24 protein-coding genes are annotated in these 24,509 nt (G+C 64.2%); 12 read left to right on the plus strand and 12 right to left on the minus strand.

Annotated features, from left to right (window positions below):
• Window positions 1–50 precede the first annotated feature (50 nt).
• On the minus strand, window positions 51–1,496 hold the full coding sequence (gene radA / locus ACV1FX_RS20280; RefSeq protein ID WP_473119323.1) for a DNA repair protein RadA: 1,446 nt from the start codon (window positions 1,494–1,496) through the stop codon (window positions 51–53).
• A 19-nt stretch (window positions 1,497–1,515) separates the two neighbouring features.
• Entirely contained in the window at window positions 1,516–2,244 is a 729-nt protein-coding gene (locus tag ACV1FX_RS20285; protein ID WP_473119324.1) for a sulfite exporter TauE/SafE family protein, read from the minus strand.
• A 483-nt stretch (window positions 2,245–2,727) separates the two neighbouring features.
• On the opposite strand from ACV1FX_RS20285, the gene ACV1FX_RS20290 reads away from it, so the two are divergent.
• Window positions 2,728–3,096, plus strand: coding sequence for a GFA family protein (locus ACV1FX_RS20290; RefSeq protein WP_473119325.1), 369 nt, complete (start codon window positions 2,728–2,730; stop codon window positions 3,094–3,096).
• Window positions 3,097–3,252: 156 nt separating this feature from the next.
• Here ACV1FX_RS20290 and ACV1FX_RS20295 read toward each other — a convergent pair whose 3' ends face one another.
• On the minus strand, window positions 3,253–4,323 hold the full coding sequence (locus ACV1FX_RS20295; RefSeq protein ID WP_473119326.1) for a hypothetical protein: 1,071 nt from the start codon (window positions 4,321–4,323) through the stop codon (window positions 3,253–3,255).
• Between the two features lie 361 nt (window positions 4,324–4,684).
• Window positions 4,685–5,455, minus strand: coding sequence for an exodeoxyribonuclease III (locus ACV1FX_RS20300; RefSeq protein WP_473119416.1), 771 nt, complete (start codon window positions 5,453–5,455; stop codon window positions 4,685–4,687).
• A 40-nt stretch (window positions 5,456–5,495) separates the two neighbouring features.
• On the opposite strand from ACV1FX_RS20300, the gene ACV1FX_RS20305 reads away from it, so the two are divergent.
• Complete coding sequence (locus tag ACV1FX_RS20305) at window positions 5,496–5,714, plus strand: cysteine rich repeat-containing protein (protein ID WP_473119327.1); 219 nt, start codon at window positions 5,496–5,498, stop codon at window positions 5,712–5,714.
• A 62-nt stretch (window positions 5,715–5,776) separates the two neighbouring features.
• On the opposite strand, the gene alr is transcribed toward ACV1FX_RS20305, so the two are convergent.
• Window positions 5,777–7,054, minus strand: coding sequence for an alanine racemase (gene alr / locus ACV1FX_RS20310; RefSeq protein WP_473119417.1), 1,278 nt, complete (start codon window positions 7,052–7,054; stop codon window positions 5,777–5,779).
• 46 nt (window positions 7,055–7,100) lie between these two features.
• On the minus strand, window positions 7,101–8,612 hold the full coding sequence (locus ACV1FX_RS20315) for a replicative DNA helicase (protein WP_473119328.1): 1,512 nt from the start codon (window positions 8,610–8,612) through the stop codon (window positions 7,101–7,103).
• Window positions 8,613–9,161: 549 nt separating this feature from the next.
• Between ACV1FX_RS20315 and ACV1FX_RS20320 the strand changes: the two genes are divergently transcribed.
• Window positions 9,162–9,353: a transcriptional regulator gene (locus tag ACV1FX_RS20320; RefSeq protein ID WP_473119329.1), complete on the plus strand. Its 192-nt coding sequence runs from the start codon at window positions 9,162–9,164 to the stop codon at window positions 9,351–9,353.
• Between the two features lie 22 nt (window positions 9,354–9,375).
• On the opposite strand, the gene ACV1FX_RS20325 is transcribed toward ACV1FX_RS20320, so the two are convergent.
• Window positions 9,376–10,626, minus strand: a complete 1,251-nt coding sequence (locus ACV1FX_RS20325; protein ID WP_473119330.1) for a class I SAM-dependent methyltransferase — start codon at window positions 10,624–10,626, stop codon at window positions 9,376–9,378.
• Window positions 10,627–10,911: 285 nt separating this feature from the next.
• On the opposite strand from ACV1FX_RS20325, the gene ACV1FX_RS20330 reads away from it, so the two are divergent.
• Window positions 10,912–11,940, plus strand: coding sequence for a hypothetical protein (locus ACV1FX_RS20330; RefSeq protein WP_473119331.1), 1,029 nt, complete (start codon window positions 10,912–10,914; stop codon window positions 11,938–11,940).
• Window positions 11,941–12,050: 110 nt separating this feature from the next.
• On the opposite strand, the gene rplI is transcribed toward ACV1FX_RS20330, so the two are convergent.
• The 4 genes from rplI to rpsF form a co-directional block, all read right to left on the minus strand.
• On the minus strand, window positions 12,051–12,653 hold the full coding sequence (rplI, locus tag ACV1FX_RS20335; RefSeq protein ID WP_473119332.1) for a 50S ribosomal protein L9: 603 nt from the start codon (window positions 12,651–12,653) through the stop codon (window positions 12,051–12,053).
• Between the two features lie 45 nt (window positions 12,654–12,698).
• Window positions 12,699–13,673 carry a DUF2232 domain-containing protein gene (locus ACV1FX_RS20340; RefSeq protein WP_473119333.1) on the minus strand — a complete coding sequence of 325 codons (975 nt, stop codon included), beginning with the start codon at window positions 13,671–13,673 and terminating at the stop codon, window positions 12,699–12,701.
• A gap of 128 nt (window positions 13,674–13,801) precedes the next feature.
• Window positions 13,802–14,041, minus strand: a complete 240-nt coding sequence (rpsR, locus tag ACV1FX_RS20345) for a 30S ribosomal protein S18 (protein WP_007592020.1) — start codon at window positions 14,039–14,041, stop codon at window positions 13,802–13,804.
• Window positions 14,042–14,046: 5 nt separating this feature from the next.
• The gene (rpsF, locus tag ACV1FX_RS20350) at window positions 14,047–14,514 is read right to left on the minus strand and encodes a 30S ribosomal protein S6 (RefSeq protein WP_449378574.1); all 468 of its coding nucleotides are present in this window, start codon (window positions 14,512–14,514) and stop codon (window positions 14,047–14,049) included.
• A gap of 499 nt (window positions 14,515–15,013) precedes the next feature.
• Here rpsF and ACV1FX_RS20355 point away from each other — a divergent pair, with 499 nt between their 5' ends.
• On the plus strand, window positions 15,014–15,718 hold the full coding sequence (locus ACV1FX_RS20355; RefSeq protein ID WP_473119334.1) for a TetR/AcrR family transcriptional regulator C-terminal domain-containing protein: 705 nt from the start codon (window positions 15,014–15,016) through the stop codon (window positions 15,716–15,718).
• Window positions 15,719–15,721: 3 nt separating this feature from the next.
• Window positions 15,722–16,747: a fatty acid desaturase family protein gene (locus ACV1FX_RS20360; RefSeq protein WP_473119335.1), complete on the plus strand. Its 1,026-nt coding sequence runs from the start codon at window positions 15,722–15,724 to the stop codon at window positions 16,745–16,747.
• Between the two features lie 123 nt (window positions 16,748–16,870).
• Here the strand turns inward: ACV1FX_RS20360 and ACV1FX_RS20365 are convergent, their stop codons facing one another.
• Window positions 16,871–18,121, minus strand: coding sequence for a diguanylate cyclase domain-containing protein (locus ACV1FX_RS20365; protein WP_473119336.1), 1,251 nt, complete (start codon window positions 18,119–18,121; stop codon window positions 16,871–16,873).
• A gap of 352 nt (window positions 18,122–18,473) precedes the next feature.
• Here ACV1FX_RS20365 and fabD point away from each other — a divergent pair, with 352 nt between their 5' ends.
• The 6 genes from fabD to ACV1FX_RS20395 all read left to right on the plus strand — a co-directional run bounded on the left by fabD (window position 18,474) and on the right by ACV1FX_RS20395 (window position 24,509).
• Window positions 18,474–19,433, plus strand: a complete 960-nt coding sequence (gene fabD / locus ACV1FX_RS20370; RefSeq protein ID WP_473119337.1) for an ACP S-malonyltransferase — start codon at window positions 18,474–18,476, stop codon at window positions 19,431–19,433.
• Between the two features lie 10 nt (window positions 19,434–19,443).
• Complete coding sequence (gene fabG, locus ACV1FX_RS20375) at window positions 19,444–20,181, plus strand: 3-oxoacyl-[acyl-carrier-protein] reductase (RefSeq protein WP_473119338.1); 738 nt, start codon at window positions 19,444–19,446, stop codon at window positions 20,179–20,181.
• Window positions 20,182–20,491: 310 nt separating this feature from the next.
• Complete coding sequence (locus ACV1FX_RS20380) at window positions 20,492–20,731, plus strand: acyl carrier protein (protein ID WP_027522576.1); 240 nt, start codon at window positions 20,492–20,494, stop codon at window positions 20,729–20,731.
• A 105-nt stretch (window positions 20,732–20,836) separates the two neighbouring features.
• Window positions 20,837–22,102, plus strand: a complete 1,266-nt coding sequence (fabF, locus tag ACV1FX_RS20385) for a beta-ketoacyl-ACP synthase II (protein ID WP_473119339.1) — start codon at window positions 20,837–20,839, stop codon at window positions 22,100–22,102.
• A gap of 124 nt (window positions 22,103–22,226) precedes the next feature.
• On the plus strand, window positions 22,227–23,507 hold the full coding sequence (mltG, locus tag ACV1FX_RS20390) for an endolytic transglycosylase MltG (RefSeq protein ID WP_473119340.1): 1,281 nt from the start codon (window positions 22,227–22,229) through the stop codon (window positions 23,505–23,507).
• 114 nt (window positions 23,508–23,621) lie between these two features.
• Complete coding sequence (locus ACV1FX_RS20395; protein WP_473119341.1) at window positions 23,622–24,509, plus strand: YicC/YloC family endoribonuclease; 888 nt, start codon at window positions 23,622–23,624, stop codon at window positions 24,507–24,509.

Genomic DNA, 24,509 nt, shown 5'->3' on the forward strand with positions numbered 1-24,509 from the left:
TTGCTTTGTGACGGCTGTATAGCGGCGGGGCCGGGGATCGTCACCTCCACCTAGCCTTCTCCACGGCGGAATCTGGCGGGTGTGGCATTTTTCTCGGGCTGGGTTGTGGATTCGCCCCGGCGGGAGCCGCGGGCGGCGATCTCGGCGACCAGCGTGGTCAGGCTGTTCACGGCGTTGAGCGACAGCCCGGCGTCGCCGCCGGCCTCGCCACGGGCCGATTCGGGCAGCACGGCGCGGCTGAAGCCGAGCTTTGCGGCCTCCTTGAGCCGCGCGGGGGTCTGGGCCACGGGCCGCACCACGCCGGAGAGCGAAATCTCGCCGAAATAGACGGCGTCGGTCGGTAACTGCGCGTTAACCAGGGAGGAAACCAGCGCCGCAGCGGCAGCGAGGTCGGCCGCCGGCTCGTGAATACGCAGGCCGCCCGCGACGTTCAGATAGACGTCGTGGCCGGACAGCTTGACCCCGCAATGGGCCTCCAGCACCGCCAGCACCATCGAGAGCCGGCTTGGGTCCCAGCCGACCACGGCGCGGCGCGGGGTGCCGAGCGAGGTCGGCGCCACCAGGGCCTGCAGTTCGACCAGCACGGGGCGGGTGCCCTCGATGCCTGCGAACACGGCGGTGCCCGGCGTGCCGAGGTCGCGCTCCGACAGGAACAGTTCCGACGGGTTGGTGACCTCGCGCAGGCCGAGGCCCGTCATCTCGAAGACGCCGATCTCGTCGGTGGGGCCGAAGCGGTTCTTCACGGCGCGTAAGATGCGGAATTGCTGAGAGCCTTCACCCTCGAAGGACAGCACGGCGTCGACCATGTGCTCGACCACACGGGGGCCGGCGATCTGGCCGTCCTTGGTGACGTGGCCAACCAGGATGATGGCGGCTCCCGTCTTCTTGGCGAAGCGGATCAGGGCCTGCGCCGAGGCGCGGACCTGCGTCACGGTGCCGGGCGCCGACTCGACGGTGTCGGTCCACATGGTCTGGATCGAGTCGATCACGATCAGGCGGGGGACGGAGCCTTCCGACAGCGTCGAGATGATGTCCTCGACCGACGTCTCCGCGGCGAGCTGCACCGGCGCGTCCGACAACCCCAGCCGCTCGGCGCGCAGGCGCACCTGCGCGATCGCCTCTTCGCCGGAGATGTAGACGATGCGATGGCCGGCGCGGGCCAGCAGGCTGGTGGCCTGAGTCAGCAGCGTCGACTTGCCGATGCCGGGATCGCCGCCGACCAGCAGCACCGAGCCACGCACGAAGCCGCCGCCGGTAACGCGGTCGAGCTCGGTCATCCCCGACGACAGGCGGGGGGCGTCGGGGCTTTTTCCCGCCAGGCTCTCCAGCGCGAAGGTGCGGCCCTTGCGCTTGGAGCGGATCGACACCGGGACGTTGCCGGTCGCGTCCTCCTCGGCCAGCGTGTTCCACTCGCCGCAGGCCTCGCACTTGCCCTGCCAGCGATTATAGGCCGCGCCGCAGTTCTGGCAGACGAAGGAGAGCGTGGATTTGGCCATGGGGACTGGTGAATCGGTGTCAGGGGGATTGGGTGGCGTTCCATAGCATGGAGAGCCCCGCTGCGACCATGATGGCATCCATCACCAGGCGGAACACGTCCGGCTTCATGTGGAGCACGAAGCGCTTGGCGATGAAGGCGCCGGACATCAGCGAGGAGCCGGCGATCAAGCCCTTGATTGCGACATCGCCGGTCAGCGCGCCGAAGCGTTCGAAGGTCACGGATTTCGAAAGATAGAGGCCGAGCGAGGAGGCGGCCTCGGTCGCAAGGAAGGCGCCCTTGGTCAGGCCGTAGAACAGGAACAGCGGCACGCTGAGCGGGCCGGTCGAGACCACGATGCCGGTGAGATAACCGATGATCGCGCCGCCGATCGCGAGGTGCCAGAGGTTCGCTTTCAAATTATGCCGCGCTAGCCAGTGCCGAGCCGGCACCATCGCGATGAGGAAGATGCCGATCGCAAGATCAACGGCGTGCGAGGGCAACGCCAGCAGCGTCCGCGCGCCGAGCGCCGCGGCAGGGATGCCGGTGACGGAATAGGCTGCGCACGCCTTCCAGTCGACCTCGCGCCACCAGGCGAGGATCCGCGACAGGTTCGCCATCACTGCGGCCACCGCCATGATCGGCACCGCTTCCTTCGGCCCGTATTCATAGACCAGCACCGGCATCAGCATGATCGACGACCCTGTGCCGACGATGCCGGAAATGGTGCCGGCGATCAGGCCGACGATGAGGACGAAAAGGAAAGCCAAGGACGAAGACTCCGGGAATCGGGGGGAGTGTAGTCAATTCTTGTCGCCGATCGGACCAGTTCGCTTGCGCGACAACAAAATCCGGAAAACAACTCCATGCGAAGTAGCCGGGGGCGGCTTTGCGGGCGAATGCGGGCTTGCTGCGCTCGCAATCACGCTGTGAGTTCCGTCATCCTGAGGTGCTCGCGAAGCGAGCCTCGAAGGATGAACGGCCGGGATGGAGCCGGGCCGTCGTCCTTCGAGGGCCGCTATCGCGGCCACCTCAGGATGACGGTGATCGATTGGTTCGCGTGGCATCGGGACGGCGCCGTAGCGCCTCCGTGGACTATCCAGGCGAACGCCGGCCTGATCCTTAGAATTTTGGCGAACACCAAGCGGCTGTCCGCAAATTAGCTGCCGCGCCGCAACACATGCTGACAGCATGTTGGCAGCAGGACCGGGCTACGACCATCTCCTGACAAATTTCGAGAGACGGAGCGGGCCATGTCGGTCGAGGGAAGCTGTCATTGCGGCGAGACGGTGTTCGAGGTCACGGAGCCGCCGGCCAGCGTGACGCGCTGCACTTGCTCGCTCTGCGCCAAGCGCGGGGCGCTATGGGCCTATTACAAGCCTGCCCAGTTCCGCTTGCTCTCTCCGCAGGAGAACGTCGCGACCTACCAATGGGGCAGCCGCACCGTCAAACATCACTACTGCGCGAGCTGCGGTTGCGGCACCTATTCGGAGTCGCCGGACTGGTCGACCGGCAAACCCGATTTCGACAATCCCAAGGTCGGCATCAACGCGCGCCTGTTCGACGATTTCGATCTCGATGCTGTGCCGGTGAACGTGATCGACGGGAAGAATTTGTGGTGAGGGTGCGCATACTTACCAGCATGGACGCGAGATGTCCGCTTTCGAGTATTGAGCATGCATGCCCGAAGCTCTGGGGGAATGTCGCCGTTTGACCCTTTGCGGACTTATCGAAATCGAAAAGCACTTAAAAGTCTGAGACGGGCACCGCTGGGTGAACTACGGAAGTCTGCTTGTCGCCGTAAAGGGATTGAACCCTCGTTCTGCAAGGGCGGCCCACGAAGCTGCACCAAGATGTGGCAATCGAAAATAGAGTCGTGGCTTGGCCGGATCGGTATCCAGCATGAACCCAGTCGGTAGCCCTCGGACACTTGCGGCATAGAACCCGCCATCCGGCGACCTCTGGGATTCGATTACAGCGATCAACGATTTTGCCTTCTCGCCCCTGCCGAGTAACTCCAGCAAGAGAGCCATTTGGCCCGTCCCTTCGGTCCACACTCCGTCTCGGTCTTCACCGTAAGAAAAGCCCCCGTCGACACCCATTCGCTGTTCGGCGGTAGTAATTGCCGATGCAAATTTCTTGGCCGCTCCGGGGAGCGCCGTTAAGGGCCAAACCTGAGCATCGAGGGCCAAAATCGGATTGCGCGTGACGCCGTCTTCAGCGGTCCCTGCGGCGAAACAGGCGCATGCCGGATCCCACATCGTATTTACGAAGTGCTCAGCAGCCGTTGCCTTATCACGCCAGCGCGAATCGCCTGTACGGATCGCAAGAAGGCCAAACGCGGCGGCGAGATCAGTATTATGTTCAGTCGATTTCCATGTCCGTACGTCGGGCGTCGGTTCATGCCCAAACGTACCGCCCGTGAAACCGCCAGTGCCGCGCGCGTCGGCCCATTGCGCGACCCAGGCGCCAATTCGTGTCGCACCGTCTCGGAACCGAGAGCCGGTGTTCACATCGTCAATCGACAGCAAAGCCAACATGGCCCATGCCATGTTTCCATTATCGCTACCCACCTGGTATCGATCTTCTAACCATTTGTTCTGGGCATTGTCCCACCACCCCGGGAGTTTGACGGGGCTATTCGCCACCACACCCGCGGCGTAAGCGTTCCGGAGTCGTCCATCGTGCCAAGTGCGGTCGTTGTCAATCGCCCAGAGAATCGCCGCCCCAATCCGATATGCTTTGTCTCGTTCACCGCAACCGACCAATGCGATGGCGGCCAGCGCATCGTCATAAAGGTAGGCGGCGCCATGGAGAGGCCCCGCTTCGACGGTCGGATAGCTGGGCAAGAACAACGGCCCTGGCGGTGCCTTATCGATTAGATCAGCGAGATAACCGCACGCTGACACATTTGGTGTCGCTGAAGCCGGTAGTGGAGCGGCAACCATAGCGATTGCGAAAGTCGCGACGATCCAAGTGTGACGGAAGAGCCCGCGATAACGGTAGAAACAATAAGCAATTGGTTCCGGTAGCATTTCGCTGCCTCTCGCGTCTTCTTCAACCAGAATAGACTTTGGGAAGAGACCAGGTCAGGATCGAATACAAAATCGTGCCGTCATGTTCAATGGCAGCTGCTGGCGCATGGCGAAATCATCGAAGCTACTGCCGAATTGCTGCATCAACGTCGTCAACAGACTTGAGAGCGCGCGCCTAATTCAGCACCACCCACGCCGGTGCGTGATCGCTGGCGCCGTCTTCGCCGCGGACCCGCTTGTCGACGCCAGCCTTCGCCAGCTGCGGCACGAGGGCAGGGCTGAGCAAAAGATGATCAAGCCTTAAGCCCGCATCGCGCGGCCAGCGGTTACGCTTGTAGTCCCAGAACGTGTAGACGCGCTTCTCGGGATGCAACTCGCGGATCGCATCGCACCAGCCTTGCGCGACGAGTGAGGCGAATGCGGCGCGGCTCTTGGGCTGGACCAGGGCGTCCTTGTCCCACGATCTTGTCGGATAGATGTCGATCTCCGTCGGCGCGACGTTGTAGTCGCCGGCGAGCACGACCGGCAGGTCCTGTTTCAGGAAGGTCTTCGCGTGGCGCTTCAGGCGGGCGAACCAGTCGAGCTTGTAGTCGAATTTCGGTCCGGGCTGCGGGTTGCCGTTCGGCAGATAGATGCTGGCGACGATGATGCCGCGCACGGCCGCCTCGATGTAGCGCGCCTCGGTGTCGTCAGGGGCGCCCGGCAAGCGGTCGCGGGTCAGCACCGGCTCGGCATTGCGCGCGAGAATGGCGACGCCGTTCCAGGTCTTTTGTCCGCGCCAGACCGCGCCGTAGCCGGCCTTTGCGATCGCAGCGGCCGGAAATTCGCCATCAGTGGCCTTCAGTTCTTGGAGGGCGACGACATCGGGATTCGCCGCGCGCAGCCAGTGCAACAGGTTAGGCAGGCGACGGTTGATGTTGTTGATGTTGAATGTCGCAATCTTCATGTAGAGCTGATGGCTCCTCACGCCTCAATCCGGAGAGACAATGTCCAAGTTGAGATTCACCGCTATCGCCTTCGCCCTCATGCTCTCCGGGCCCGCGCTGGCACAATCGTCCGATCCGCGCGGCGCGTGCAAGGCTGATTATGACAAATTCTGCGCCGGCATCGCGCCGGGCAACGGCATCGTCGCGTGCCTCAATGGCAAGCGCGACCAGCTCAGCGCCTCCTGCAAGAAAGCGCTCGACAGCCGAAAAAAGAAGTAAGCGCCCCCACTACGCCGCGAAGAGCGGCGCACTGCGCTGCGTCCGGGGCACGACAGTGTTGACTAAGTCGGCAGCGGCGGCGGGGCTGCCGGTTGCTCTGTCGGCGGCGGGGACGGGGGCTGCTCGGCTGCCTGGGCGAGCTCTGGCTTGGCCGGCGGCTCTACCACATTGCCGCCCTTGTAGACCCGGGCATAACGGTGGCCGAGGCTCGTCAGCACCTCATATCCGATGGTGCCGAAATGATGCGCGAGTTCGTCGACGGTGATGCCTTCGCCGAGCAGCGTCACCATGTGGCCGCGTCGCACCGTGTTCGGCGGCAGATCGGTGATGTCGATCGCGATCAGATCCATGGAGACGCGGCCCGCGACCGGACAGCGTTTGCCGGCGACGATCACCTCGGCGCCGCGGGTGCCGTCATTGGAGCTGGCAGCGCGGAAATAGCCGTCGGCATAGCCGACCGCGATGATCGCGAGCTTCGTGGGGCGCCGCGCGCTCCACGTGCCGCCATAGCCGACCGTCTCGCCGCGCTCGATGGTGCGGATCTGCACGATGCGGGCCTTGAGATCGACCACCGGCTGCATCGGATTGTCGGCCTCCGGCGTCGGGTTGACGCCGTAGAGCGCCGCGCCCGGCCGCACCAGGTCGAACTGGAAGGGAGCGCCCAGGAAGATGCCGGACGAATTGGCAAGCGCGGCTGGCACGCCCGCGAATTCGCTCGCGATGCTGCGGAAAGCTGCGAGCTGCTTGGCGTTGACCGGGCTGTTGAGCTGTTCGGCGGAGACCAGATGGCTCATCACCAGCGTGATCCCGTGATCGCCGGCATTGATACGTGGGATGATGGCCTGCGCCTCCTGGAGCGTCAGCCCGAGCCGGTTCATGCCGGTGTCGATGTGGATGGCCACGCCCCCGGTCCAGCCCGTGCGGCGGCAGAACACGTCCCATTCGGCGAGCTCGTTGAGATCGCCGATCACCGGCCGGCAGTCGATCTTGGCGTAATGCTCGCCGGTGTTCTGGAAATAGCCGCCGAGCACATAGATCGTCGCGGTCGGTACTGCCGCGCGAGCGATGCGCGCTTCCTCGATCGTCGCGACGAAAAAGGTCTTGCAGCCCGCTCTGTGCAGCGCGCGCGCCACCGGCTCGGTGCCGCAGCCATAGGCGTCGGCCTTGATCACGGCAGCGCATTCGGCCGGCACGGCGGTCTTCTCGAGCTTGCGCCAGTTCGCGACGATCGCGTCGAGGTCGACAGTGAGCACGCCGCCGAAAGCAGCGAGCGCGGCAGCCTGATTGCCCTCTACCGAGAGAAGGCCGGATTGCGGGATCATGTTCATGTCGGACGCCAGTGTCATGGCGCCGTTTTACGCAAGAGGCTGGTTTGGTTCAAGGAACTCAGTAGTCGTTGTTGCTGCGCGCCGGCAGCTGACTGTCAGGGGCGAGGTCGCCGAACCGCGTGACCGAGGCCTCGAACGCCAGGTCGACGGTGCCTGTCGGGCCGTGGCGCTGCTTGCCGATGATGACTTCGGCCTTTCCGTGCGCAAGACTCATGTCAAGCTGCCACTTCTCGTGTTCAGGCGTGCCCGGGCGCGGCTCCTTCATGGCGAGGTAATATTCCTCGCGATACACGAACAGCACGACGTCGGCGTCCTGCTCGATCGAACCGGATTCACGCAGGTCAGAGAGCTGCGGCCGTTTGTCGTCGCGCGATTCCACCTGACGCGAGAGCTGCGACAGCGCGATCACGGGGACGTTGAGCTCCTTGGCCAGCGCCTTCAGGCTGGTCGTGATCTCCGTGATTTCCTGCACGCGGCTGTCGCTGGCGCGTTTGCCCGAGCCCGACAGCAGCTGGATGTAGTCGATCACGAGGAGATCGAGGCCCTTTTGGCGCTTCAGCCGGCGCGCGCGCGCCATGAGCTGCGCGATCGACAGGCCGCCGGTTGCGTCGACATAGAACGGCAACGACTGCAGCTCGATCGAGACCTCCCGGATCTTGTCGAAATCGGCTTCCGAGATCCCGCCGCGGCGGATGTGGGAGGAGGGAACGCCGGTGCGCTCGGCCACGATACGCGTGGCGAGCTGGTCGGCCGACATTTCGCAGGAGAAGAAGCCGATTACGCCGCCATTGGCGGCCTTCGTCGTGCCGTCGGCCTGGAGTTCCGGAACGTAGGCTCGTGCGACATTGTAGGCGATGTTGGTCGCCAGCGACGTCTTGCCCATGCCCGGGCGTCCGGCCACGATGATGAGATCGGAGTGCTGGAGGCCGCCCATCTTGGTGTCGAGGTCGCGCATGCCCGTGGAAATGCCGGATAGCTTTCCGTCGCGCTGGAACGCCTTTGCCGCGAGATCGACCGCAACCGCCAACGCCTGCGAGAACTTCTGGAAGCCGCCGTCATAGCGGCCGGACTCGGCGAGTTCATACAGGCGCCGCTCGGCATCCTCGATCTGCGCCCGCGGCGCAAAGTCGACCGGCGCGTCATAGGCGACATTGACCATGTCTTCGCCGATGCCGATCAAGTCGCGGCGTAGCGCGAGATCGTAGATGGTGCGGCCATAATCCTGGGCGTTGATGATGGTGGTCGCTTCCGCCGCAAGGCGCGCCAGATATTGGCCGATGGTCATGCCGCCGACGTCGGTATCGGCAGGCAGGAAGGTCTTGAGCGTCACCGGGGTCGCGATCTTGCCCATCCGGATCAGGCTGCCGGCGGTCTCGAAGATGGTCTGGTGCAGCGGCTCGAAGAAGTGCTTCGGCTCGAGGAAGTCGGAGACGCGGTAGAAGGCGTCGTTATTGACCAAAATGGCGCCCAGAAGGCTCTGTTCTGCCTCGATATTGTGCGGCGCGCTCCGATAAGCGGGGGTTCCCGGCTCAGGCGCGAGTTTGAGGATATTCGAATCGGTCAGGGCCATGGTCGGACGTGCTTAGCAACTTTTCCGGCGGAATGCGGGCGGCGATAAAGCGCCGACGGCACGCAAAGCGGAAGCGAAAGCTGGTCGCTATCAACTGGTCTTTAAAATGGTGGATGATTAGCAGCCGCAGCATGGGCGATGCTTGACTGATGTTTTGCGGAATTGCCCCTCGGCGCCTTGATCTTGCTCACGCCGGGCCACGGAAAAAAGCCGATGATGTGAACCTTATTTCCCGGCGCGCAGACCTATTTTGCAGGCGCGCATCAAGCGGCGCGGTGGCCGGCCGACTGCTCAGACGATCAGGAGGTAGACCAGCGCAACAAGGGCGGCGGCAACGCCGGTGGCGATCAAGGCATAGTCGGTGCGGAGATCGTCCTGCACGTCGAAGGAGGTTTGGATCTTCTTGCTCATGGGTGAGGGTCTAGGACAATTCCGACCACCGCTTTGTGAAGCAGATCACAGAACCCCGGATTCTTTCGGGTGACAGTGGGAACAGGCTGGCGGGAAGCGAATTGAACCCGTCGGTGGCCGTCAGAAGACGAGGCGACAATGCGGCAGGAGCTGCAGACTTGGCAGCAGACATGGAAGAGCGAGGCGGGCAGCCGGATTTGGCTGGCCGCGCTGATCGCCGCCATGGAGGATGCCTCTCTCCCGGAACCTGAACGGCCCAAACTGTCGACCGAAACGCTGGCGCAGTTCCGTGCGCAGCTCGCGCTGCCAGCCTCACGCCTGCGCCACTAGTTTCTCTCGTTATTCACCCTCGTTATTCACCGGCCAGCTTCAGCCTCGGCTTGCTCCCGCTTTCCAGGCCGCGTAGCCGTGCCTCCTCATGGGCGATATAGTCGCGAGTGACGGGCACCGCGCCCTGGCGTCTGGTGAGCTGGATCTGGAAGTTCATCATGGCCTGCTTGCGGAAGGTCATCTCGCAGGCGGCCAGATAAAATTCCCACATCAACGCAAAGCGCTCGTCATAGAGTTGCACCGCTTCCTCGCGCCGCGCCATGAAGCGCTCGCGCCAGGCCTTCAGCGTCTCGGCATAGTGCAGGCGGAGGATCTCGATGTCGCAGACGAGCAGCCCTGCGCGCTCGATTGCGGGCAGGACCTCGGACAGCGCCGGAATATAGCCGCCGGGGAAGATGTATTTGGCGATCCAGGGATTGGTGGCGTCCGGCCCCTGCGAACGGCCGATCGAATGCAGCAGCATGATGCCGTCCTCGGCGAGGAGCTCGGCGCAGCGCTGGAAATAGGTGTCGTAGAACTTGACGCCGACATGCTCGAACATGCCGACCGAGACGATACGGTCGAACGGACCGTCGATGTCGCGATAGTCCTGGAGCAGGAACCGGGCCGACCGGGTCAGGCTCTTTTCGGCCGCGCGGGCGTTCGCAACCTGCAACTGCTCGGTCGAGAGCGTGATGCCGGTGACGTCGGCGCCTGCGATCTCGGCGAGATAGAGGCCGAGGCCGCCCCAGCCGGAGCCGATATCGAGCACGCGCTGACCGCGTTTGACGATGAGCTTCGCCGCGACGTGCCGCTTCTTGGCGAGCTGGGCGTCGTCGAGCGAAGTGTCCGGCGTCTCGAAATAGGCGCAGCTATATTGCTTGTCGGCGTCGAGGAAGAGCGAATAGAGCCGACCGTCCAGATCGTAGTGATGGGCGACGTTGGTCTTCGCGCGGGCACGCAGGTTGAACTGCTTCAAATGCCGCGTCAGGTAGCGCAAGTGCCATTGGGGCTTGGCCCACTGCGGCAATATATCGGGTTGATCCAGCAGGATCGCCAGGGCATCAGCGATCGTGCCTTGCTCGACGACGAATTCGCTCTCCATGTAGGCCTCGCCGAGCCCGAGTTCGGGGTTGAGCAGGATCTTGCGCTCCGCCTCGGTCGTCACGAAGCGGACCGCCACGTGCTGACCGGCGCCGTCGCCGCATGTGAATTTTGCACCGCTTGCGGTCGTGACCGTCATCGATCCGCGACGGATGAACTGCGTCAGGAAGCTGCGCAACAAACGGTCCATAGAACACCCCGTCGAGCGAACCCGAAAAGATGCGACTAGCCCCCGCCTTCACACCGACGCATCGGAACCGCGTTGGTTCCTATGCATCTGCATGGTATCTAATCAGCTTGTTCCGGACTGCTATTGCGTTGTGTTCAAAGCCGATATTCGCAAAACGCGCGATCACATCCTTGCGTCATGAGCGCGCTTCCAATTGCAGCTCAATCGGCTAAAAGGTGACCCGCTGCCGGTACCGCCTGACGCGCGGGCTGGCTTTCTTGTTTTATTTTCGATGGAGATGACGGGATGTCGAGCCGAGCGCTCAGCCTCGCGACGGTGTTGCTTCTGATCGGCCTTGGCGCCCCAGAGGCTGCGTTTGCGCAGGCGACGAACCTCGAGGCCGGCAAGAGCCCATCGCAGATCTTCGCTCAGACCTGCAATGCCTGCCACAAGTCGCCGCGAGGGCTGCTCAAGTCAGTGCCGCCGGGCTCGCTGCCGGGCTTCTTGCGCCAGCACTACACGACAAGCTCAGACATGGCGGGCGTGCTCTCCTCCTATCTCGTCTCCAACGGTGCGGCCGACACGCGCTACCAGGCCAAGGACGGCAAGAAGGACGGCGCCAAGGAAAAAGACAAAGAGGCCAACTCCAGCGCCACGCAACAGCCCGAGCATCCCAGCCGACGCCAGCACCAGGACGCTGCGAAGCCGGAGGGCGAGGGCGCTCCTGCATCCGAGGCCGGACGCGCCGGTTCGAAGCGGATGGCTCGGCCGAGCGAAGAGGGTGCGAGGGAAAGCGGCAAGCCCGATGGCCAGGCGACCAATGAGCGCGGCCCCGAGGGCCGCAAGTCCAAGCAGCGCATGAGCAAGCGCGGCAAGCCCGAGCCGGAGGAAGCTCCGAAGGCTGACACGCCCAAGGGTGAGACGCCTAAGGGTGAGACACCCAAGGAGATGCCTGCCGCAGCCGAGCCGCCGGCCGAGGACAAGAAGAGCGAACCCAAAAACGATACGAAGCAGGATACGAAGAACGACAGTGCCAAGGTCGATACCGAAGCCAAGCCTGACGCCGCGAAGGACAAGCCGGCGGAGAAGCCGGCCGATAAGCCCGAGAGCGCCAAGGTCGAGCCTTCGACCAGCCAGACCCCCGCGCTGCGGCCCGATCCGGCGCCTCAGGTGACGCCGGCCCCGCCGGCTGCTGCAAAGCCGGCCGAAGCTGCGCCCGAGCAGAAGCCGGCCGACACCGCGGCGAAGCCCGCCGATACCTCTTCAAACGGTGGCGGCTCTGCGCCGACCCCGGCCGAGCCGTCCGGCGCGCCGGTCCCGCCGCTCTCCCGCTAAAGAAGAGCTTCATTTCAAAACGAACAGCCCGGCCGCACAGGCGGCCGGGCTTCGATCTGTCGTCATTATTCCGAGGGCGCTTTTCAGGCGCCCCGGAATAACGATGTCCGTTACTGCTCGGTCGCTTCCGTCGGGGCCGGCGCGACGTCGTCGTGCTGGGCTTCCGGATCGAAGAACTCGCCAGCGGCGGCGATCGCCTCGGCGGCAGCATCCCGGTCCTCGTTGCGGGTCGAGATGTCCTCGCCACGGTTGATGCGCTCGGCCTCTTCCTGGCTGCGCGCAACCGTCACGGTGACCTCGACCTCGACCTCCGGGTGAACGGCGATCTTGATCGTGTGCTTGCCGATGGTCTTGATCGGCGCGTCGAGTTGCACCTGCGGGCGGGCGAGCGAGATGCCGTCGGCCTCGAAGGCAAGGACGATGTCGCGCACCGTGACCGAGCCGAACAGCTGGCCGGCTTCGGAGGCCTGACGGATCACGGTGATGTTCTTGCCCTCGATCTTCTCGGCGACCGTGGACGCCTCGGCCTTGGACGCGAGGTTGCGTGCCTCGAGCTCGGCCTTCATGCCGTCATACTTGGAACGGTTGTCGGCGGTGGCGCGCAGCGCCTTGCCGCGCTTGAGCAGGAAATTACGGGCATAGCCGTCGCGAACCTTCACGACTTCGCCCATCTGGCCGAGCTTGGCCACGCGTTCCAGCAAAATGACTTCCATAATCGTTCTCCTTTTGAAGTGCTGTGAGTTGGGATCTGGTTGGACTTAAGGGGTTGGCAGTGGCGGCGGCCGGTTGCGCAGGAAGCGCTCGCGGAAACCGAAGACGGCATCGGCAAGCCCGAGCGCGATCATTGCGATCACGGGCCATCCGAGCACGACGACGACGGCGTAGGTCGAGCCGAGCCAGAACGCGCGGCTTTTCAGCGCGAGCGTCAGCGTATGCAGCACGGCGAATCCGGTCACCGCATAGGCCATCATCAGCGCCGCGGTGATGATCTGCGCGGCGATCGCGATCAGTCCGCCGGCGAAGCAGAAGGCGATCGCGATGCACAGCACAGCGAGCGTCATCGACGGCAGCTCGGCGGTCATCAGTGCGGGCCAGGGACGGCGCAGCCGTCCCGACGTCGCCGTCACCTTGGCCGAGAGCCAGAGGTTGAGAGTGAGCGTCATCATCGAAACGATGGCGGCAACGGCCGGTGCGATGGTCGCCAGTGCATCGATGAACTGGTCGGCATCGCCGGAGACTTGCGGATCGGCTGAGCGGAGGATGCGCATCAAGCCACGGCGCAGCGAGCTCGTGATGCCCTCGGCATCGCTGCCGAGCGTAAGCAGCGCCGCGATCGTGATCAGCGCGGCGAAGCCCGCGATCCAGAGCAGGATTCGTCCGACCGGATACCATTCGATCTCGGGTTCGGCCGGCGGCTCTGCGCCCGCGGTGATCACGGCAGGAGTCGTATGGCGGCCGAGCAGCACGAGATGGCCGAGCCACCAGGCCGGCAGCGCGACCGTGACGGCGAAGGCGAGGCAGTAGGGCAGGCCGAAAATGGCGCCGAGGCCGATCGCGGCGGCAATGCCGCCAAGGCTCGCATAAACAGGTCCCCAGCCAATCGCGGCGACCATCAGCGGCAGCGGCGAGAGGTAGAACAGGACGAGCGAGATCAGTGCGCCCGAGACGATCGAGGCGAACATCAGGGCCGACGCAGCGCCGGCGATCAAGGCAATGAGTACAAGTGCCATCATCAGCTGTCCCGCTCCCTTCGAGCGGTTAGAGGCGTGTCGCCCCAACCATCGGCAACCGGACGACCCGGAAGCCTTATGAGTTTGAACAATGCGACCGGCGGCCCTGGGACCGCCGGTCGAAACGTCGTTTAGCGGATCACGTAGGGCAAGAGGCCGAGGAACCGCGCGCGCTTGATGGCGCGGGCGAGCTCACGCTGCTTCTTGGCGGAGACGGCCGTGATGCGGCTCGGCACGATCTTGCCGCGCTCGGAGACGTAACGCATCAGCAGCTTGGAATCCTTGTAGTCGATCTTCGGCGCGTTGGCCCCCGTGAACGGGCAGCTCTTGCGGCGACGAAAAAACGGACGGCGTGCACCAGCTTCAGCCATTGTTCTTACTCCCCATCCGTCGTTTCAGCTTCGTCGCGCGGACGGCGCGGGCCGCGGTCACCGCGGAAGCCGCCTTCACGATCGCCACGGAAGCCGCCTTCGCGCTCGCCGCGGAATCCACCGCCGCGGTCATCGCGCTCGCGATCGCGGTCGGCCTTGCGCATCATCGCGGACGGGCCTTCTTCCAGCTCCTCGACGCGAACGCTGAGATAGCGGATCACGTCTTCGCTGATGCGCTCCTGGCGCTCGATCTCGGCGATCGCCGCGGAGGGCGCGTCGATGTTGAGCAGCACGAAGTGCGCCTTGCGATTCTTGTTCATGCGGTAGGTGAGGGAGCGCACGCCCCAATTCTCGGTCTTGGTGACCTTGCCGCCGAGACCTTCGACGATGCCGGTCATCTGGGTCGTCAGCTCTTCAACCTGCTGCGGGCTCGCGTCTTGACGCGCGAGAAAAACATGCTCGTAAAGAGGCATGGAAGTCCTTTCCTCATGTTGGCGCATCGCCCGGCGTCAAGCCCTTAAGAGACCTTCGGAAAGGACTCTGGGATTAAGCTCAGAAGGCGGAAACACGGGACGACGGGCCGACTGGCCCTGCCACATCAAAATCAACAAGTGAATTTGCTGAGACCGTCCGTTCAGCTCCCGGCCGGGGTCTGCGGATGGCGCGCTTTATACGGATTTTGGCCGTGTTGGCAAGGTTCGGCGGGCAGGTTTTGCGGCCCTCCTGCAAAATCGACTACCCTGGGCGGGTTCCGACGCCGGAACACCGCAGTCATACGGAATCCACTGAATTTGCTGAAAGTTCTAGTCTGTTAGCTGCCGGGGCTGAATTTCATCCCGAAACCATTTGTACCGGCAAGGGGCCGCTCAGGAGCGGCCCCTTTCGATTCCGGAGCTATTCAACAAGCGACGCGTCCTGTTCGTCTTGATTTATTTGTTTGTATAGCATACAAATAAATCGCGGGAGGAGCCGATGGCCAAGTCTGTCAAAGGTCCGGTGGAAGCGCCTCGGGGCGATCCGAAGCACGCAGCCCGGGCCACCCGTTCGGCGGGGCGCAAGATGCGCTCGCTGCTCCTCGATGCGGCCAGTCCTTTGTTTAGGGAGCAGGGGCTTTCCGGCACCTCGATCTCCGACATAGCGACTGCCGCGAACGCCTTCCCGAGCCAGATCACCTATTACTTCCGCACCAAGGAGGCGCTGTTCGTCGAATGCGCCTGCCGCGATCTCCTGTATCTGGCGCGCGCCACCGAACAGGCCGCATTGAAGGCGCACACGCCACAGACTTACACCCATGCGCTCGCGCAGACGGTCACGGCGACCGATTCGGTGGCCTTCTTCGCCGAAGCGCTGACGTTGACGCGGCGGCGACAGGATCTCGCGCCGCTGGTCGAGCGCACCATCGAGCGCCTGCACACCGAGGGCGCGCGTGCCTATGCCGCCCAGGTCGAGCGCCATGGCTGGCGGACCTTGCGCGCGCCCGACGAGAGTTCGCGCAGGTTCTGGGCGGTGGCGATTGGCGTCATCGTGGAAGGCTACGCGATGGGCCGCTCGCCGGATGGGCTGTGCGCAGAGATGCTGCGCGTGCTCGGCGAGCAAGCGAAACCGGCAGGCGATGCGGCGCGCCTGCATCTCGTCGGGAAGCGCGGCGCATCGACACCATCGGATGGGGAGAGCTAGGCCATGACCGCGCTTCGCATGCGTGCCCGCGATTTCCTGACCGAGGACCAGCTCGTCGACGTGCGCGAGCGCGTCACCTGGAAGGGCGCAGCGCTGATCGCGCACGCCTGGGCGCTGATCGCGGCTGCGATCGCACTGGTGGCATGGTGGCCCAATCCGCTGACCTACATTCTCGCGGTCGGGATCATCGGCTCGCGCCAGCTCGGCCTGGCGATCCTCATGCATGACGGCGCGCATGGCTGCCTGTCGCCGAATGAAAAGACCAATCTGACGCTCAGCCAATGGTTCTGTGCCTATCCGATCTTCGCGGAGACGCGCAGCTATCGCCGCTATCATTTGCAGCACCACGCGCGTACCCAGCGGGAGGACGATCCCGATCTCGTGCTGTCAGCGCCATTCCCGATCACCAGGCTCAGCTACCGCCGCAAGTTCTTCCGCGATCTCACCGGACAGACCGGCTACCAGCAGCGCAAGGCGCAACTGCTCAACGCGCTCGGCCCGAAGGATTGGCCGTGGTCGCAGCGCGCCGCGCATTTCTGGGAGAAGCTTGGGCCGCAATGCGTCGCGAATGCGCTTCTGTTTGTAGTGCTCGCGGCCGCCGGCGTGTGGTGGGCCTATCCGCTGCTATGGCTGGTGCCGCTTTTGACCTGGCAGATGGTCATTACCCGCATCCGCAACATCGCCGAGCACGCCGTCGTGCCCGACAGCAGCGATCCCCTGCGCAACACCCGCACCACGCACGCCAATTTTCTCGAGCGCCTGTTCATCGCGCCGTACTACGTGAATTATCACCTTGAGCATCACCTATTGTTCTATGTGCCCTGCTACAATTTGCCCAAGGTCCATCGGCTGCTGAGCGAGAGCCGGCACGCCGGGCGCATGGAAGTGCAGCCGAACTATCTTGCCGTGCTGCGGCTCGCGACGGCCAGGCCAAACCGCGACGATCGTCCAGGGCAATTGGTCAGCAGTGTCCGCCGCGCGCAGGCGGGTGCCGAAGTCGGCGCGGATCAGAAGGCCGGCGGGTTCTAAAGCAAGATCCGGAAAAGTGTGAAGCGGTTTTCCCTCGCGACAAACGCGGACGCGTTTGCGCGGAGATCATGCGCACACAACGAGCTAAAGCGCGATGACGATTCATCCTAGTCTCATCGCGCTTTAGTCGGCCAGCGCCAGGCTTTGCACCGCGGGGACGAGCGGCACCTCTTCGGTGACGTCCTCGACGCCGGAGGCGTGAATCACGAAACCGCCCTTGCCGCGGCGCTTGGCCTCGTACATCGCACGGTCGGCCGCGCTCAGCAATTCGTCCGCGGTCACGCCGTCGCGCGGCGCGGATGCGAGGCCGATGCTGGCTCCGACACGCGCAGTGGGCGCAAACTCGAACGGCTCGGCGACCCGCGCAATGATCCGGCGCGCAATGTCCGCGGCCTCGATGTCGGTGATGTCCGGCAACAGGATCACGAATTCGTCGCCGCCCACGCGGCACACGACATCAGCCTCGCGCACGCTGACACGCAAACGGTCCGCGATTGCGACGAGGACGGCGTCGCCGGCCGCATGTCCGAGCCGGTCATTGACGCCCTTGAAATTATCGAGATCGACGCAAAACACCGTGAGCTTCGCGGCAGATGGCGAGGCGGCCTCAGGCCATGGAGCGTCGAGCAGCTCCGTAAACAGCTTCCGGTTCAGGGCGCGATTGGGAAGACCGGTGAGTAGGTCGTGGTGCGCCATCTGGCGATTGTTGCGCTCGGAGCGATGCAGGTTGAGCAGGATTTTGTGGTTTTCAAGCAGCAGGAAAATCATCCCCGCGGTATAGACCGGGGTTTGCAGGCCGACGATGAACAGGAAGGGAATCGGCGACAGCATCGTCGCCACCGCAAACGGCAGCGTCAGGATGCAGATCATGAGAATTCCATAACGGGGCGTTCCGGCGTTGCGAGAGGCAATTCCACCGGTCAGGTTGGCGAGGCCTACGCCCGAACTCAAGACCAGCGGCAATTGCCCCGACGCGACGCATTGATAGCAGCCCGCCGAAATCAGGATCACGGATAGCAGGCCGATCCAGACCGGCGTGCCGCTCGCGGCCCCGGGCCCGTCGGCCTTTGCCCGCGCGAAGGCTTTCATCATCAGGTAGATGCGGGTGCTGCCCAGGACCAGTTCTCCCAGCACCCAGGCATAGGCCCATGCGGCGCCGGTCAAGGCAGCGGCGAGCGATGCGATCAGCAGGGATGCGAGCACCGCCACGAGAAGCGTTTTCGTCTTGTTCGTCCTTTGCTGAAGAAACGCGTTCCGGATGTCGTCGGGCTGCGAAGTTGGGCCGACAAGCAACCAGTCGACGAAGCCGTGCCACCACAGCCGCGGTTGTGTGGCGGCGCTGGACGCTGTCGGGGGTGAAGCTACGGATGTCATGGCCGGCAATCTCGTCAGCCGGTACTTAAGGCGGCTTAAAGCGCACCAACGAGTTCCAGACAGCGTAAACTTTTACCTGCGAGGGGCTGCACCGTCCCTCAGAAGGCATCAGCGGCCGATGGACCATACGGGCGACCCCGGAAAGGCTTTGAGGCAGACCTGCATCTGGGGGCCGGCTGGCGAGGGCGTAATCCGTCAGTGATCCCCAGTCCTGGACGCGCTCGTGGCTTGACATTCCGGCCTCTGTCAGTGTCTACGGCCCTCCTTTGGAGCATGATCGGGAACCTCGGCCCGCGCCCGGCGTAGAATGGCGGCCCGATCCTCATGAGGCTCAGCAAGCCAGGGAGCGCCGATGACGGCAGCATTCACATTTCCGGGGCAGGGGTCCCAGGCGGTCGGCATGGGCAAGGCCCTCGCTGAGGCCTTTCCTGCCGCCCGCGCCGTGTTCGACGAGGTCGATGCTGCGCTTGGGGAAAAGCTCACGGCGACCATCTGGGACGGCCCGGCCGAGACCCTCCAACTCACCGAAAACGCCCAGCCGGCGCTGATGGCTGTGTCGCTCGCGACCTTGCGCGTGCTTGAGGCCGAGGCCGGTTTTTCCGTGGGGCGGGATGCGGCCTTCGTCGCCGGTCACTCGCTCGGCGAATATTCGGCGCTGGCGGCGGCGGGGAGCCTGACGATTTCGGATACCGCGCGGCTGCTGCGCACCCGCGGTCTCGCCATGCAAAAGGCTGTCCCGGTCGGCGCCGGCGCGATGGCCGCGCTGCTTGGCCTCGACTACGAGGCGGCCATGGAGGTTGCCGGTGAGGCGGCGCAGGGTCAGGTCTGTCAGGCCGCCAACGACAATGGCGGCGGTCAGGTCGTGGTCTCCGGCGACAAGGCCGCGGTCGATCGCGCGGTTGAGATCGCCAAGGGCAAGGGCGCCAAGCGCGCGATGTTGCTGCCGGTGTCCGCGCCGTTCCACTGTAAACTGATGCAGCCGGCCGCCGAGGCAATGGCCGAGGCGCTCTCCAAGGTCACGATCAAGGCGCCCGCGGCGCCCCTGGTCTCCAACGTGCTGGCAAGCGCCATCACCGATCCCGACGAGATTCGCCGCCGCCTGGTCGAGCAGGTCACGGGCACGGTGCGCTGGCGCGAGTCGGTCTCCTATATGGCTGGCCAGGGCGTCACGCGTTTCTTCGAGATCGGCGCGGGCAAGGTGCTGACGGGTCTCGTCAAGCGCATCGCCGACGGGGCCGTCGGTTTGGCCGTCGGCGGGCCGAACGATATTGCCGCGGCCAAAGACGCCTTGGCTGCCGCGAAGCAGGGTTGAGGAGCTATCGATGTTCGATCTGACTGGCAAAAAGGCGCTCGTCACCGGCGCAACCGGCGGCATCGGCGGCGCAATTGCGCTGGCGCTGCACGCGCAGGGCGCAACGGTTGCGATTTCGGGGACGCGGAAAGAGGTGCTGGACGAGCTCGCCGGCAAGCTCGGCGAGCGCGCGCACGTGCTGCCGTGCAATCTCTCCAAGGCCGACGAGGTCGAGGCGCTGGTGCCCGCTGCGGAAGCCGCGATGGGGCAGGTCGACATCCTCGTCGCCAACGCCGGCATCACGCGTGACAATCTCTTCGTGCAGCTCCGCGACGAGGACTGGGAGGAGGTCATCAACGTCAACCTGACCGCGACCTTCCGCCTCGCGCGCGCAGCGACCAAGCTGATGATGCGCAAGCGCTTCGGCCGCATCATCGCGATCACCTCGGTGGTCGGCGTCACCGGCAATCCGGGGCAGGGCAACTACACCGCGTCGAAAGCCGGCCTGATCGGCATGATCAAGACGCTCGGGGCCGAATACGCCAAGCGCGGCGTGACCGCGAACTGCATCGCGCCCGGATTCATCAAGACGCCGATGACGGATGCGCTCAACGACAAGCAGCGCGAGACGATTCTGACCAAGGTTCCGGCCGCCCGGCTGGGAACGCCGGAGGATATTGCTGCGGCTGCGGTCTATCTCAGCTCCAACGAAGCGGGCTATGTCACCGGCCAGACCATCCATATCAACGGCGGCATGGCCATGATCTGAACGTAATCCGGCCGGCCGAGGGCGGGGCGGACCGGATGCGGCAAACGGCCGTTTCCGAAGCGAATTGAGGCTTGTAGTCAAGGCAATTGAAGTATGATAACCGGACCTTCAACGGATGGGCAAAGAACGCCATTGCAGGTTTTTGAAACCCTGTATATTGGCGATGCTGAGCCTTGGCCGTCGTTCGCCGGGCCCTGCATCGGCTAGGATGGGGCCAAATCAAGTTCGTACGCAAAGGCAGTAAAACGACCACGACGGCTCGTATCGTCCCGGGGGGTCGGGTCTACAGGGAACAACACGAGGTTAAGCAATGAGTGACATTGGCGAACGGGTTAAGAAGATCGTGGTCGAACACCTTGGTGTTGAGCCCGAGAAGGTTATCGACAGCGCGAGCTTCATTGACGACCTCGGCGCCGACAGTCTGGACACCGTCGAGCTGGTGATGGCGTTCGAAGAAGAGTTCGGTTGCGAGATTCCGGACGACGCTGCGGAAACGATTCTCACCGTCGGCGACGCGACCAAGTTTCTCGAGAAGAACGCGAAGAGCTAAGGCTCCAAAATCCGCGGTCGAGTCACGAAACCGGACGGATCGTTCCAGCGGTCCACCGGTTTCTTATTATCGGCCGCGATTCCTTGAGAACCGGAGTTTTGGGATATGAGACGGGTTGTCGTCACGGGCCTCGGCATGGTGTCGCCACTCGGCTGCGGCGTCGAGCCGACATGGCAGCGTATCCTGAACGGCGAGAGCGGGGCGCGCAAGATCGAGACTTTCGACGTCTCCGATCTGCAGACCAAGATAGCCTGTGTCGTGCCACGCGGCGACGGTTCGAACGGCACTTTCGACGCCGACCAGTGGATGGAGCCGAAGGACCAGCGCAAGGTCGACGACTTCATCATCTTCGCCATGTCGGCGGCGACGCAGGCGCTCAACGATGCCGACTGGCATCCCGAGAGCGAAGAGGACAAGTGCGCAACCGGCACCCTGATCGGCTCCGGTATCGGCGGCCTCAATGGCATCGCTGAGACCGCGATCCTGCTGAAGGAGCGCGGGCCGCGCCGGGTCTCGCCGTTCTTCATTCCGGGCCGGCTGATCAACCTCACCTCCGGCTACGTCTCGATCGAGCATGGGCTGAAGGGGCCGAACCATTCCGTGGTCACGGCCTGTTCGACCGGTGCGCATGCGATCGGTGATGCCGCCCGTCTGATCGCGCTGGGCGATGCGGACGTGATGGTCGCCGGCGGCGCGGAATCGCCGATCAGCCGCATCGGCATCGCCGGCTTCAACGCAGCGCGCGCGCTGTCGACAGGATTCAATGAGACGCCCGAAAAGGCCTCGCGTCCCTATGACAAGGACCGCGACGGCTTCGTGATGGGCGAGGGCGCAGGCGTCGTGATCCTCGAAGAGCTCGAGCATGCGAAGCGCCGCGGCGCGAAGATCTATGCCGAGGTGATCGGCTACGGCCTGTCGGGCGATGCCTATCACATCACCTCGCCATCTCCGGATGGCGACGGCGGCTTCCGCAGCATGTCGGCCGCGTTGAAGCGCGCCGGGCTGACGCCGTCCGATCTCGACTACATCAATGCGCATGGCACCTCGACGCCGCTCGGCGACGAGATCGAACTCGGCGCGGTGGAGCGGCTGCTCGGTAACGCGGCGTCCAAGGTCGCGATGTCCTCGACCAAGTCCTCGACGGGGCATCTGCTCGGCGCAGCGGGTGCGATCGAGGCGATCTTCGCCATGCTCGCGATTCGCGATAACATCGCGCCGCCGACCATCAATCTGGAGCATCCGTCGGTCGACACTGCGATCGATCTCGTGCCGCAGTCGGCGAAGAAGCGCGAGATCAACGTGGCGTTGTCGAATTCTTTCGGTTTTGGCGGCACCAATGCATCGGTGATCGTCAGGCGCCTGGCTAATTAGCTTGGGTTTGAGACGAATTCACCGTTTTGCCTTATTCGGCGATAAGTCATAGTCGCGGGCGTGTGCTATTAGCCGGGCAGACGATTGTCAGGCTGCGTTTGAACCGGCAGGATTCAGGTTTTCGATGAGTGAAAGGCCGCCCATTTCGCCCCGAAGCCCGCGCGCTGCGCTGGAGCCTGAGCAGGTGCCGCCTCCGCCGAAGCGGTCGGACCGCGCGCGCAATCCCTTCGTGGTGATCGGCAACGCCATCATCACCATCCTGCTGATTGCGATGCTCGGCGCAGGCGCGGTCTATTATTACGGCCGGCAGGTGCTCGAGGCTGCGGGGCCGCTCCAGGAAGACAAGGTCGTCAACATCCCCGCGCGCGCGGGCAAGCGCGACATCGCCGACACCCTGAACAAGGAAGGCGTCACCGACGTCAATCCATGGGTCTTCATCGCCAGCGTGTTCGCATTGAAGGCGAGCTCTGACCTGAAGCCCGGTGAATATTCGTTCCAGAAGAACGCTTCGTTGCGCGACGTCATCGCCACCATCGTCGAAGGCAAGGTGGTGCAGCACGCCGTGACGATTCCCGAAGGCCTGACCTCCGAGCAGATCGTCGCGCGTCTGTCGGACAACGACATCTTCACCGGCAGCGTGCGCGAAGTGCCGCGTGAGGGCACGCTGCTGCCGGAGACTTACAAGTTCCCGCGCGGCACGACGCGCGAGCAGGTGGTCCAGCGCATGCAGCAGGCGCACAAGCGCGTGCTCGCGGAAATCTGGGAACGCCGCAGCCAGGACATTCCGATCAAGACGCCGGAGCAATTGGTGACGCTCGCCTCGATCGTGGAGAAGGAGACCGGCAAGCCCGACGAGCGCAGCCGTGTCGCCGCCGTGTTCGTCAATCGCCTGAAGCAGAAGATCAAGCTGCAGTCCGATCCGACCATCATCTACGGTCTCGTCGGCGGCAAGGGCACGCTCGGCCGCCCGATCAAGCGCAGCGAGATCACCCAGCCCTCGCCCTACAACACCTATGTGATCGACGGACTGCCGCCGGGGCCCATCTCCAATCCCGGCCGCGCCTCGCTGGAGGCCGCCGCCAATCCGGCCCGCACCCGCGACCTCTATTTCGTCGCAGACGGCACCGGCGGCCACGCCTTCACCGAAACCTACGACGCGCACCAGAAGAACGTCGCCAAGCTCAGGGCGATGGAGAAGCAGATCCAGAACGACACCGTCGAGCCGGCCGACGACGCTCAGGCACCGGCTGCCGCCGCGCCTGCCGGCGCCGACACGGCGCCGACCGCAACCACGCCGCCGCCCAAGCCGACCCAGCAGAAGAAGCCGCCCGCGACGCGCCCGGCCAATCCTGCACCCGCCCACCAGGGGGCGGTGCAACCGTCGCCGCAGGTTATCCAGCGCTAGGACCGCAACCCCGACCTGCGGTGGTTACGGATTCCCCTTTGCGACAAAATAGTCTTAAGATTCGCGTGCCTTGATGGCCTTTGCGAATCTCATCTGTCCGGAGAAGTTCACCCGATGGCGCTGTCATCCATGACCGGCTTTGCCCGAAGCCACGGCGCAAGCGGGCCGTATACGTTCGAATGGGAATTGAAGTCGGTCAACGCCAAGGGCTTTGACCTGCGCGTGCGCCTGCCGCAGGGCTTCGACGAGCTCGAGGCTCACGCCAAGAAGCGTGCTGGCGAGGTTTTGTCGCGCGGCACCGTCTACGCCAATCTCAACGTCAAGCGCACCGACGCCGCTGCGACCGTGCGGATCAACGAGGACGTGCTCTCGGCCGTGCTGAAGGCCGCTGCCCAGATCGCCGGCAAGGTCGACGCGGTGGCGCCGAGCATCGACGGTCTTCTGGCCATCAAGGGCGTCATCGAGGTCGCCGAGCCCGAAGGCAACGAGGAAGATGACAAGGCGGCGCGCGCCGCCGCGGCCGAAGCCTTCGACAAGGCACTCGGCGAACTCGTCGACATGCGCAAGCGCGAGGGCACCTCCCTTGGCCAGATCCTGACCCAGCGCGTGGACGAGATCGAAGCGCTGGCGAAGAAGGCGGAAGCCGCGCCAGGCCGCAAGCCCGAGGCGATCAAGGCAAGACTCGCCGAGCAGATCGCAACGCTGCTCGATACTTCCGATCGCTTTGACTCCGATCGCCTGATGCAGGAAGCGATCCTGATCGCAACCAGGGCCGACATCCGCGAGGAGCTCGACCGCATCGCCTCCCATGTCGCGCAGGCGCGCGAGTTGATCGGCAAGGGCGGCCCGATAGGGCGCAAGCTCGATTTCCTGGCGCAGGAGTTTCACCGCGAGGTCAACACCTGCTGCTCGAAGTCGAACGACATCGAGCTGACCAATACGGGGCTCGCCATGAAGAACGTGGTCGAGCAATTCCGCGAGCAGGTCCAGAATCTGGAGTGA

This window comes from Bradyrhizobium ingae (assembly GCF_055791185.1).